This window comes from Veillonella parvula (genome assembly GCF_040097785.1).
Lineage (GTDB): Bacteria > Bacillota > Negativicutes > Veillonellales > Veillonellaceae > Veillonella > Veillonella parvula_D.
In genome coordinates, this window is the sequence record NZ_JBBNNS010000002.1 from 244,182 (window position 1) to 257,047 (window position 12,866).

Genomic DNA, 12,866 nt, shown 5'->3' on the forward strand with positions numbered 1-12,866 from the left:
ATTTGTAAAAGTCTTAAGTATTTTAATTCGACTGATAAAACACAGCTCGAGTCCCATCATCATTGATTAACAGTTCTACAAAATGAGGCCTTTTTATATCACCATTATCTACAAATACATATAGTCTATGATTACGAACGGAGCTAGTACTTTGATTAACCACCGTTTTTGTTTCTTTTCTAGGTGCAAAGCGCAACCATTCAACAAAATCTCGCTTAGGTAGATTTATTGGCTCTTCATTTATACTTTCAATAATATTATATTCACTCGGATGAGATATTGACGTTTTTCGTTCTCCCGTTTTTAAATCACGTAAAACACCATGCTTATCGATTTGTACTTGATAAGTAGCTTGTGCCTTTGCAATTTTCTCATACTGTGCAATAACTGCAGGGTCCCCTTCTAAAACGGTATATTTCGTAGGATATGCACCCGCCCAAGCTAAGTCATCACCAGATGCTGAGGCTCTAATAATCCCTTCTGGAAGTACACTAGGACGCTTTAATCCTTCTGGTAATTCATCACTATCAGGCCAACCACGTTTCCAATCCATTGTACTAAACTCAAAACCATCAGTTTGATCACGAGTCGTTTGAGTATCATATTTAAGCCAATCAGCTACGAGCCAAGATATACAAAGGGTTATGACAACAAACAAACCACAAGCCAATCGATTATAGGCTCTTTCAGATATAGTTCGTTTCTTAAAGCGACCATATTGCAGTAACACACTCAATACTATAGCTATACCAAAAACCATGTATGTAATAGGCGCTATATTAAATAGGGTTGCCACAACTGCAAACAACATACATAGCATAACCGTTAATAGGCCATAAAATCCTTGAAACAAAACTCTCTCCTATCATGACAATACTTAGAACATTTTCTTATACAACATTTCTATATCTTCCCGACTCACGTCGGCCACTGTATTAGCAATATTCCCGGTAGCTACAACGTATACGTTATCGACGAGCCAAGGAATGTCTTTTTTCGTTAAGCCTAGTTCTGTAAGGTTCGTGGTAAGATCCAGGTCATGTACAATCAAACGTAATGCTTCACCTAGTTCGGAGCCATCTCCATGGTTGAATATACGAGCTAAGGCACCAAACTTATCAGGGTTTGCACTCCATGTATATTCCACTGCAACAGGTTCAATAACGGCAAGGCCTACACCGTGGGTAATATCCTTAAGCCCACTTGCAGGATGTTCCATGCCATGAGCAAGTGTTACACCGGCGGTATTAATAACCATGCCTCCAATTGTGCTAGCCAATGTAACGGACTCCCAAGCTTTTGTAAGTTGAGTTTCGTTGAGAACAGCTGATTTGCCTTCAGCCATTGCTTTCACATGTTTATATAGAGGCACAAGATATTGTGCTAACAAAGTTACAGCATAATGAGCTAATGCATCGGTAAAAGGTTGTGCCGTTTTAGAAGTATACGCCTCGATATTATGACAGAGTGCATCAAAGCCCACAGATGCCAATACATGGGGCGGCATTGTACCCATTACAGCAGGATCTACAATGGATACCTTTGGTACGATGGCATTACATCGCAAGGATTTCTTGTCTCCTGTTTCGGAATTAGTAAGTACACCAAAGCCATTACCTTCGGAACCAGTGCCACAGGTTGTAGGAATTACAATAAGAGGCAACGCCTTATCACTGGTTTTACGATTAAAGATATAATCGTTAATGTCACCTTCGTTAACGGACATAAATGCAATGCCTTTTGCACAGTCCATGATAGAGCCGCCACCGATGGCAATAACCATATCACAGCTTTCAGATTTAGCTAAAGCAGCGCCGTCCAATGCAGTCGTCGTTAAGGGATTGGCATCCACTTGATCAAACAATACATGTTCAATATGTGCCGCATCAAGTTTTGCCGTCACACGGTCATATAGTCCAGATTTTTTGGCACTTGTCCGCCCTGTTACGATGAGCGCTTTATTGCCATAAGGCTTAACAAAATCAGCAACACTATCGACTTTATCCCAACCAAATTGGATATGTACTGGTAAAAAATAAGAGAACTCCATGTGAACGACCTCTTTTCTATAAATACTAGATCTTAATGTTATTGTAATGTATATTCAGACGCCTGTAAAACCTCATAGGACTTTCACTAGAAAACATGTATACTACAGATAAGAGGGGGGCATTTATTTTTATAAAGGGAGAGAATCTATGAAATCTGCAATTACACATTTATGGTCTTCGCTGCGTGACCTAGCAACGCAGTCACCTATATTACTGGCATTAATTGCCGTATTTTCATGTACACCGTTTTATCTAGAGCAAGATTGGTTTACCGATATAGACCTTTGGTTCTATGGGCTGTATTTCTTCATCGTCATACTACAATCATATATAACACGAGATCGAAAGTTCTCCGTAGTATATACATTATTAAGCATAGGTATCAGCGTTGGTCTATATACGATTCATGAAACGTACCATCACATACGAGGCATCGAGCTAGCCACAGAAAACATATCATATCTATGGCTGTACTCTATGATTGCTCTATATTTTACATCGCTTGGAGAATACTACATTGGCGAAATCATCAATCGCCTGAAACGGATTGGTATTACCATTGTTACATCAACACTGTATAATGTCGTCATAATCATGACTCTATGGTTTTTCTTCATCATTCTGAACAAACCATTTACCTTTGATGATCTAATCTTTAAAGTATTAGCCGCTATTAATATATTTATCTGTATGTCCATGCTGTGCACTTACAAAGAGGAGCCTGATGGACCACCAGAACCAAATACATTCTATAATGTTGTTTTTGGAATCATACTACCAAAGGCTTCCATCATTACAGGTATTCTAGCTAATATCTACTTGGTATTGATTCTCTTAGGCCTCCGCGAAGATGCGCGGTTCCTTTATACATATTATCCGTATGTAGCCATTTTCTATCTATTTTACTTGGCTAGTTTCAGATCTAGTGAAAGCAGCAAGACACAAAGGATCCTATGTTTCTTATTTATTACGATTACAATATTGTGCCTAATCCTGATTGGCAAACGTGTAATAAATGAGCCTGTACTCTGGCTCAATACGATTTACGTAGCCGCATTCAATCTAATCTTCTTAGCACATAACGTATATTCCTTTGTAAAGCGTTTGACTCCATCGATCCATACAACGATTATGGCACTCGCCCTAGGTGCAGTCCTTTTAATGCCTTTTATCGGTTACACATCCCATCGAGAGTTTACAAACTATACAAAAATTGACGGTCAATGGCACGTATACTTGCCTATTACAGAAACATTTAACCCTGATTTTACAGACTATGGCAGGACGATTATACAGGGGGATTCTCCAAAACTAGGAGCAACGGAAATATATAAGGAACGAAATATTCAGTTTATCAGCTTTACGGCCGTTGAAGAACCACATGTTATTTCGCTTGTAGGATATAATAAATTCATTTCTAACATTGAATTAGAGGTACGTGAGCCTGCTGATAGTACAGCTGACATACCAACAGCGTCATATGAATCGATCAACTTTAGATTCATCAATGAAGGGCTTGATTTAGAAGTATCTCTACCAAATGGCGTGACCGAAGTTCATCATATATATGAAAAATTCCTCACTGTACCAAAAACGGCTTCAGATTCAGTCATTATAGAAGGCACGGGATACAAACTCTTAATCCACTCCTACTATGCATATCAAGATAGCGCACGAAGAATTATTTTTAGCGTATTATATCAGTAAAACTTATAAAAGGAGTGTTCAAATAGAACACTCCTTTTATAGATTAAACTAATAGTATTTGCTATTATGTAAATCAATCTTCGTTATTAGAAATAGACGCTAGTAGATTTTTACCATCATGTAGGATAGATTTCTCATCTAAACTAACAATTTTATATACCCCTAAAATACACTCCTGATTTTTATTAGCTATTTCCTTTGCAAGTTCAATAAAATTTTCTTCTGATACACTTTTAGAAACTAATACAGCAAGTTCTTGTCCTGCTTTAGTAAAAGGATACGTCTTAATGTGTATTTCAATATTTTTATCATCTGATGATTCAATCGTCATAACTAAATCATTATTCCAGAATAAAACGTTAGGATTTTGACCAATACTCATACTAAATCCAATTGTGCCGTCGTTAAATATAAGTCCTTGTTCATTAAGTTTCATGATATCAGTATAATAAATGTTATGCTTTTCAAGATAGGTGTCATAATGGGGCAAAAAATTTTGTCCCCTAGTCATAACAGAATGAGAACATATCAAACTAAACAGCTCAGCATCCTGTTTACTGAGATTTCTTAGTACATCAATTGTTTTAAGTGAAAATGACGATGGTTCTGCAACCTCACCCGCTAAAAGTTTAGCCCATAAGTCTTGCATTACTTCATCACTAATATTACCTACAGCTTCATAAAATCTTACAAACCAATCAAAATCATAATTTGCATTGTTATTATCATGATGTATTTCCGAATAGTATTTATCAGCTTTCTTTGCAACCTCTAAAAAATTGCTCGCTTGGTAATACTCTACATAGGTCATTTTACCTGCTTTTAATAAACTATCAGCAACTTCCTTAAACTGTCCATTTTTAATCTTTTCAAATTCGGCAACTGATGTGTTACGCCTTAAAAAAATAGTTGTAAACAATCCACCTACTACTGAACTAACAACACTTATTGCAGTTGGACTATTACTTAATAAAGCAATTATTTCCATTCCAGTCATAAATCGATCCCCCTCTTATATTTACCCCCATAAGTATTAATGTAACACTAATAGCACCTCTGACTTTTTCTTTTTATAAAATCTACATTATATCTTCTATGATTTAATATAACTTTATATAAAATTATTATATCTCTAAAATTCAGCTTTTTCTAATTCCGACTATTAAAAAGTAATTTGTATTTATTCTTTCAATCCTCCTTATTTTAATCTTATAATGAGATACAATATTATCATAAATAATGAAAGTATCACTCCATAAAAATAAAATATTCTCAGTAAAATATACTTTAATAATTCTAAAAAGAGATACATTATTCAAAAATATCATATATTACCCATCAATACAATAATTATACGTTTTTTTCACTACTTCCCAAAAATGAGGCAACTATACTTATATTTTTCGTAAAAAGTCAATATTGATTATATAGAAATTTTTCGCTATAATCGTAACATAATGTATAAGCCAAATAAGAAAACTACCATATATAGTAGTTTTCTTATTTTTCTGATTAGACTCAACTTAAAGATATTTTATATAATTCATTCTAATCTTATATATACTTATACGACTATATTAACAGTTTTATGACTTTTTGCTCTCAAGGGGAACAGTAATGGAGATTATGATCAAGAAACGGGATGGCCATTTCGAGCCGTTGTCCGTTGAAAAAACGAAACGAATGATAGCCTTCGCATGTTTGGGGTTAGATTCTTGTGATCCACTAGAATTGGAAATGGATGCGAAGTTGCAATTCGTTGATGGCATGACCACTAAAGAAATTCAAAAAACTTTAGTCCAAACAGCCATCGAAAAAGTTATATCTAAAAAAGACGACGGCTTCGGCAACCAAGTTAATAAAATGAACCAAGATTGGCAGTTCGTAGCAGCCCGCCTATTCTTGTTCGATCTCTATAAAGAAGCCGCTATTACTCGTCGTTACAAAGCATTTGGCTACGGCAACTTCCCAAATCTTGTAAACATGCTTGTAGAAGAGAAAAAATACGCAGACTTCTTCGTTACAGAATACACTGCTGACGAATTGCAAGAGTTAGGCGATTACATCAAACCTAAGCGTGACTATCTCTTCAACTATGAAGGTCTCAAATTATTGGCTGACCGTTACTTGGTAAAAGGTTTTAACAAAGAAATCTTTGAATTACCGCAAGAACGTTTCATGGCTATCGCAATGCATTTGGCTCTTGTAGAAGGGGAAAATAAAGTAAAATACGCTAAGAAATTCTACGATTTGATGAGCCAATTAAAAATGACGACAGCTACACCTACTTTGGCAAATGCTGGTACACCATTCCACCAATTGTCCTCTTGCTTTATCTCTGGTGTAGACGACAATTTATGGTCTATCTACGACGTAAATAGCAAGTTCTCTCGCGTATCTAAACACGGTGGTGCTCTTGGTATCTACCTTGGTAAAGTTCGTGCATTGAACTCCGATATCCGCGGTTTTAAAAACTCCTCTGGCGGCGTTATTCCTTGGATTCGCTTGTACAATGATACAGCTGTTGCAGTAGACCAATTGGGTAAACGTAAGGGCGGCGCTACAGTAACACTTGATATTTGGCACAAAGACTTCTACGAATTCGTAGAACTTCGTACAAATAACGGTGATGACCGCCGTAAAGCGCACGATATATTCCCTGCTATTTCCGTTCCAAACATCTTCATGGAACGTATGTTAGCTCGTGAAAACTTCACCCTCTTCGACCCTCATGAAATTTTAGCTGTAAAAGGCTACTCTTTAGAGGACTACTTTGATACAGAGGACGAAAAAGAGTTCACGAAACGCTATATCGAATGTGAACAAGATCCTAATTTACACGGCATCGAAGTGCCAGCGTTGGACATGATGAAAAAAATCATGCGCTCCGCTGTTGAAACTGGTACGCCATTTATCTTCTTCCGCGACACTGTAAACGCTGCAAATCCTAACAAACATGCAGGTATGATTTACGCGTCCAACTTGTGTCACGAAATCGCACAAAACGTTGGCTTCACTAATCTTGCTGAAGAAATCATCAACGAAGACGGTACAATTACTACTAAAACAAATACAGGCGACATGGTTACATGTAACTTGAACTCTATCAGTCTTGGCCGTATTACAGACGAAGAGTTGGAAGAAAACATTGCCCTTCAAATTCGTATGTTAGACAATGTTATCTCCATCAACCAAGCACCAGTACCAGAGTCTCGCATGACTTCTGATAAATACCGCGCTATCGGTCTTGGTACGTCTGGTTATCACCACTACCTTGTAAACCATGATATCCAATGGGAATCTGATGAACACATCGAAGTAGCGGACAAATTATTTGAAAACATTGCATTCTATGCGATTAAAGCTTCTATGGAGCTTGCAAAAGAAAAAGGCGCGTACCCAGCATTCAAAGGTTCCGAATGGGAAACTGGTGAATACTTCACACGTCGTGGTTACACATCTGATCGTTGGAAACAATTGGCTGCGGACGTTGCAAAATACGGTATCCGCAACGGTTACTTGATGGCCGTAGCTCCTACAGGTTCTACATCCAACATCGCTAATACAACAGCTGGTATCGACCCTATCTTCAAAAAATTCTTCATCGAAGAGAAGAAAGGTTCTTTCACACCAAAAACGGCACCAGATTTGAACGACAAAACATTCTGGCTATACAAAGAGGCACATACAATCGACCAACAATGGTCCATCAAAGCTTGTGGCGTACGTCAACGTCATATTGACCAAGCACAATCTTTCAACTTGTATATCACGCCTCAAATGAAAGCAAAAGAAATTCTTGACCTTTACGTAGAAGCCTACAAACAAGGGATTAAAACAATCTACTACATCCGCAATCAATCCCTTGAAATGGATGAATGCACAAGCTGTTCCTCCTAATATAGGATAGATACACGCTACATTCTATAATGCAATTTAAGCTATGGTAAAAGTTAAAGATATCATTGCCATAGTTTACAAAAAATATGCTCTATAACTAGAGAGCACTAAACTCGGGAAAGATGCTTTCACGAACAATGTAAATCTGATGACGACCTATAGCAGTATAGGTCGCATCATCGTATAAAGGAGTCCTACTATGGATAAAAAACTGATTTTCAACGAAAATGGTGACCGTGGCACGCAATCTATGATTGGCGGTAATACCACGAACCTTCGCGAGTGGAATCGTATCAAGTACGACTGGGCAAACCAAATGTACCGTACGATGCTCAACAACTTCTGGATTCCGGAAGAAATTTCCTTGAACGAAGACGTTAAACAATTCCCATATTTAACAGATTATGAACGTCGTGCCTTTGATAAAATTATTGCGTTCTTGAACTTCCTTGATTCCATTCAATCTGAAAACTTGCCTAATTTGAGCCGCTATATTACAGCATCTGAAGTGGCATCCTTATTGAATATCCAAGCATTCCAAGAAGAAATTCACGCTCAAAGTTATTCCTACATTTTGGACACTGTAACAAATCCTATTACACGTGACAAAATCTATGATGAATGGCGTACAGATAAAACATTGCTTGAACGTAACCGTTTCATCGCCGATGCATACCAACGTTTCAGTGATGAGCCTAGCGAAGCAAATCTCATTCATACAATCATCGCTAACTATATCTTAGAAGGCATCTACTTCTACTCTGGCTTTAGCTTCTTCTACACTTTGGCACGTCAAGGCAAGATGACAGCTACATCCACTATCTTCAAATATATCAATCGCGATGAAGTAACTCACCTTGTATTGTTCCAAAACATCATCCGCGAGTTACGCCGTGAACGCCCTGATTTATTTACACCTGAATTAGAGGCGAAAATTACGGACATGATTCGTCAAGGTACAGAAAACGAAATCGCTTGGGGTCAATACATCACCGACGATAAAATCCTCGGCCTTAACAACGTTCTTATCGAGCGCTACATCAAATACCTTGCCAATATCCGCTTAGAAGCAATCGGCTTACCTCATTTATATCCTGAAATCAAGGATAATCCAATGGAGTGGATCGAAAGCTTTTCTAACTTGAATAGCACAAAAACTGACTTCTTCGAAGCTAAAGTTACAAACTATACAAAAGCAGCGGCATTTGATTTTGACGATTTAGAATAATAGACGTTATAAAATACAATATCTAAGGACATACGAGCCAATAGAAAAGAGCTAATAGCTATAACGCTATCAGCTCTTTTTTCATGATTATTTAAACCTTAGTTATGAGGAATTGCTGCAAATTTAAACAGCTCTCTCCTATTTATCTCTAAAAAACAAAAAACTATCATATCAGTGTATATGTTGCTAGAAATATAGTCCCCAAACGCCACCCTCGTTTTACAGTTGACACATGGTTATACATTGTAAATTATATCAATACATTTGTGCGCAAATAGGCCTACACCGTAGATTTTCATTCGCCCCATGAATGTATTCATAATAAGCTTGGTAAAAGCAAAAGTTTTTGTGTCCACCCTGTTTCAAACTACCAACTATTATCAGCTTTCAATCAATTCAGTTGTCCAGTTAGCAGACTGCAATAGATTGTCTAATAAACGTACTTGTTTTGCGATATGATCAGCTTCTTTTTGGATGTCTGCCACATTCACAGTCGGCATTAGCTTAATCTCAGACCCTCTCGCACGGAAATTGATACTTCCTGCGCTAGATGCCAAAGTTCGATAAGCAGTTAGGCGCAAAGCAGCGCAATCTTTTTCGGCAATGATTTCAGTAATAGATCGACCTTCTATAATAGTTTTGCAATTTGTTAAATTAATATCTGCAATTAATTTTTGAAGTCTATTTACACATTGTTCTAATGTTTTCAAAAGTTCTTCAGGGTTCTCATTCGGTACTTCCCCTTCTTGCACTAAACTATTTTGAGTTAAGCGAAGCTCTAAATCGCTTATTTTATAATTTAAATCAGATCGTTCTTGTAATGCTTCTGCTAGTTTCATAAACTCTCACCTCTCAAAAAGATATATCAATTTACTTATAAAATACTATGTACAATAATAATATATCCATCAATTCTTATTATACAACACTATTGAACGGCTTATAATACTTTCCGCATCATCACATGCGGACAGCCTTCATCAAGGTATTCGTCCCCTTCAGCACGATATCCAAGGGATTCATAGAATGGTTTGGCCTGTACTTGCGCTGACAAGGAGCACGTCTTAAAGCCGTCACGACGAATAGCATTTTCGGCGGCCATCATGATCTTAGTACCTAAATGTTGTCCACGATACAACTTGCGTACCGCCATACGCCCAATATGTGCATCTCCAGCTGTGTCACTGGGAAAATATCGACACGTACCAGCCGCTTTACCATCAATGGATAAGAGCACAAACTTTGCAGTCTCATCGATTTCATCAAACTCGTCTTCAAACCCTTGTTCTTTTATAAATACATCGACACGAATTTGTTTTATTTCCTCTGTTATATGATCTAAGATTTGAATAATCATAGGTGCCCTTTCTGATTATAAGCATATTTATAAGAATTGATTTAGGCGTATTACGAAATACTCTATAAACAATGAAAACTTCTTGTTTTTATTATATCAAAAATACGATTAATACCACAAAGCACCTCAGTTCCTATTAATTCCCACATCAAAAATATTTTAAAACTTCCATGAAATTCACTTTTAGGTATTGCATAATTTTATCATTTGGGTTTATACTATACCCAACATTTTAGAAAGGAGCAACCAAAGATGACTAACCAAATTAGCCTCACAGCAAAGCAATACTTTTATTGGTTCTTTATCCAACGTACGGGTAAGGAACTATTTGTGATGCGCTAATAAAGGATTATTCAACATTAGTTGCTTAGAATAGTAAAAGGGCTACCCGTATTAGATTACGGGTAGCCCTTTTTGTTTGCTATCCGTATGGTCAGCCCAACTATTCACTGTAGTTACAAGGAGGAATTATCATGATTATTACATTGAAACAAAATGCAGCAGCGGAAGAAGTATCTCGTTTACGCAGTGAATTAGAGGCTCAAGGATTTGTTATCCACCCAGTAGAAGGAACACGATACAATATTCTAGGTCTGATTGGTGATACTGCATCTCTTGATGCGCGTCAAATCGAGTCCCTAGATTTCGTAGATAAAGTAACTCGCATTCAAGAGCCATACAAAAAAGCAAACCGCAAGTTCCATCCCGATGATTCTGTAATCAATGTAGGTGGTGCACTTATCGGTGGTGGCCACTTCGCAGTAATGGCCGGTCCTTGCTCTGTGGAAACACCTGAACAAGTATTAGCCACTGCTAAAGCATGTAAAGAAGCTGGTGCTACAATCCTTCGTGGCGGCGCTTTCAAACCTCGTACATCCCCATACTCCTTCCAAGGCATGGGCCCAGAAGGCTTAGAGTTATTAGAGCTTGCTAAAAAAGAAACAGGTCTTCCTATTGTTTCTGAGGTTATGGATATCTCCCAATTACAATACTTTGATAATGTAGATATGCTTCAAATCGGTGCTCGTAACATGCAAAACTTCACGCTTTTAAAAGAAGTGGGCAAATTAAATAAACCAGTTCTTTTAAAACGTGGTTTATCTGCAACATACGAAGAATGGTTGATGGCTGCTGAGTACATCATGTCCGAAGGCAATGAACAAATTGTATTATGCGAGCGCGGTATCCGCACATTCGAAACAAAGACTCGCAATACCTTAGATGTAACAGCAATTCCTATGATGCATGAATTATCTCACTTGCCAATTATCATGGACCCTAGCCACGCAGCAGGTATGAGCCGCATGGTTCGTCCGCTTTCACTTGCATCCGTAGGCGGCGGTGCAGACGGCCTTATGATTGAAGTTCACAACGATCCAGCCAAAGCATTGTGCGACGGTCCGCAAGCATTACGTCCAGACCAATTCACTAGCCTTATGAAAGAAATTAACGCGTTACGCCAAGCATTGGTAGAATGCACTAAATAATCTTACATATCACACAAATAAGCTAGTATCCGTTATAATAGATACTAGCTTATTCTTTTAAGAAAGGAACCGTTATGACTCGCATCCATATTAATGCATCTACACCGTATGATGTTGTCATCGAGGAAGGCGCTTTACAACGCATCACCGATTATATTAAACCATTAAAACCAAATTGCCGTGTTATCATCGTCAGCGATAGCAACGTGACGCCTCACTATTTGGACTCTGTGAAAGCTAATATGGAACATGCGGGTTATGCTGTTTGTGATTATGTTTTCCCTGCTGGTGAAAGCTCCAAAAATGCTCATCAACTCATCGATTTAGTAGAATACATGGCGGCCCAATCATTGACTCGCAAAGACTTGCTCATCGCCCTTGGCGGCGGTGTTGTAGGCGATATGGCAGGATTTGCGGCAGCGACCTATTTACGTGGTATCGACTATGTTCAAGTTCCTACATCCCTATTAGCCGCAGTAGACTCCTCTGTAGGTGGTAAAACAGCGGTCAATCTCGAAGCCGGCAAAAACCTATGGGGCGCTTTCAAACAACCTATCCTTGTCCTCTGTGATCCAGCTACACTCAATACATTACCTGAAATGGAATGGATTAATGGGTGCGGTGAAATTATCAAATACGGTTTCCTCGACGTACCGGGTTTACTCACTCAACTCGAGAACAGACCACTAATTAAACATCGCAGTAGTGTAAGTGGCGTTATTGCCCGCTGCGTACAAGCAAAAGCGGATATCGTGGAACAAGACGAACGCGAGTCTGGCGTACGTGCTCTCCTAAACCTGGGTCATACCTTTGGTCACGGTATTGAAAAAGCGAGCCACTTTGAAGTGCATCATGGCTATGCCGTTGCCATTGGCATGGTCCTCATGGCACAAGGTGCTGTCAAACATGGAGAATTAGATACGGAGGCTTTAGAGAAATTAAAGGCCCTCATCAAAGCACACGATTTGCCAACCACAACAACGATAAGCAAAAAAGAGATTCTAGCTGCCGCTAAGCACGACAAAAAAAGCGAAGGAGCAACCATTAAAATCGTAGTACCTACTAGCTATGGTCACAGCGAACTCAAGGTAATAACGCACGAGGAACTTGCTACCTATTTAGATTAAGGAGATTTA

General features: G+C 38.2%; 10 protein-coding genes. 5 read left to right on the forward strand and 5 right to left on the reverse strand.

All coding sequences use genetic code 11. The features are described from left to right. Positions 1 to 22 precede the first annotated feature (22 nt). Both AAA071_RS05225 and AAA071_RS05230 read right to left on the reverse strand, forming a co-directional pair. A complete protein-coding gene (locus AAA071_RS05225) occupies positions 23 to 853 on the reverse strand; it encodes a hypothetical protein (RefSeq protein WP_004698137.1) in 831 nt (276 codons plus the stop codon). 24 nt (positions 854 to 877) lie between these two features. Further along, a complete protein-coding gene (locus tag AAA071_RS05230; protein WP_101928500.1) occupies positions 878 to 2,050 on the reverse strand; it encodes an iron-containing alcohol dehydrogenase in 1,173 nt (390 codons plus the stop codon). 148 nt (positions 2,051 to 2,198) lie between these two features. On the opposite strand from AAA071_RS05230, the gene AAA071_RS05235 reads away from it, so the two are divergent. Continuing rightward, on the forward strand, positions 2,199 to 3,758 hold the full coding sequence (locus tag AAA071_RS05235; RefSeq protein ID WP_101928501.1) for a hypothetical protein: 1,560 nt from the start codon (positions 2,199 to 2,201) through the stop codon (positions 3,756 to 3,758). Between the two features lie 73 nt (positions 3,759 to 3,831). Here the strand turns inward: AAA071_RS05235 and AAA071_RS05240 are convergent, their stop codons facing one another. Then, the gene (locus tag AAA071_RS05240; RefSeq protein ID WP_101928502.1) at positions 3,832 to 4,755 is read right to left on the reverse strand and encodes a DUF2806 domain-containing protein; all 924 of its coding nucleotides are present in this window, start codon (positions 4,753 to 4,755) and stop codon (positions 3,832 to 3,834) included. Between the two features lie 620 nt (positions 4,756 to 5,375). Between AAA071_RS05240 and AAA071_RS05245 the strand changes: the two genes are divergently transcribed. Continuing rightward, the gene (locus AAA071_RS05245) at positions 5,376 to 7,658 is read left to right on the forward strand and encodes a ribonucleoside-diphosphate reductase subunit alpha (protein WP_101928503.1); all 2,283 of its coding nucleotides are present in this window, start codon (positions 5,376 to 5,378) and stop codon (positions 7,656 to 7,658) included. Between the two features lie 199 nt (positions 7,659 to 7,857). Next, complete coding sequence (locus AAA071_RS05250) at positions 7,858 to 8,886, forward strand: ribonucleotide-diphosphate reductase subunit beta (RefSeq protein WP_058948130.1); 1,029 nt, start codon at positions 7,858 to 7,860, stop codon at positions 8,884 to 8,886. 380 nt (positions 8,887 to 9,266) lie between these two features. On the opposite strand, the gene AAA071_RS05255 is transcribed toward AAA071_RS05250, so the two are convergent. After that, positions 9,267 to 9,725 (reverse strand): DIP1984 family protein, encoded by a 459-nt coding sequence (locus AAA071_RS05255; RefSeq protein ID WP_101928504.1) that lies wholly within the window; start codon positions 9,723 to 9,725, stop codon positions 9,267 to 9,269. Positions 9,726 to 9,826: 101 nt separating this feature from the next. Next, positions 9,827 to 10,243 (reverse strand): GNAT family N-acetyltransferase, encoded by a 417-nt coding sequence (locus AAA071_RS05260; RefSeq protein ID WP_004694957.1) that lies wholly within the window; start codon positions 10,241 to 10,243, stop codon positions 9,827 to 9,829. Positions 10,244 to 10,716: 473 nt separating this feature from the next. On the opposite strand from AAA071_RS05260, the gene aroF reads away from it, so the two are divergent. Continuing rightward, complete coding sequence (aroF, locus tag AAA071_RS05265) at positions 10,717 to 11,730, forward strand: 3-deoxy-7-phosphoheptulonate synthase (RefSeq protein WP_101928505.1); 1,014 nt, start codon at positions 10,717 to 10,719, stop codon at positions 11,728 to 11,730. 74 nt (positions 11,731 to 11,804) lie between these two features. Then, positions 11,805 to 12,857, forward strand: a complete 1,053-nt coding sequence (gene aroB, locus AAA071_RS05270) for a 3-dehydroquinate synthase (RefSeq protein WP_101928506.1) — start codon at positions 11,805 to 11,807, stop codon at positions 12,855 to 12,857. Positions 12,858 to 12,866 lie beyond the last annotated feature (9 nt).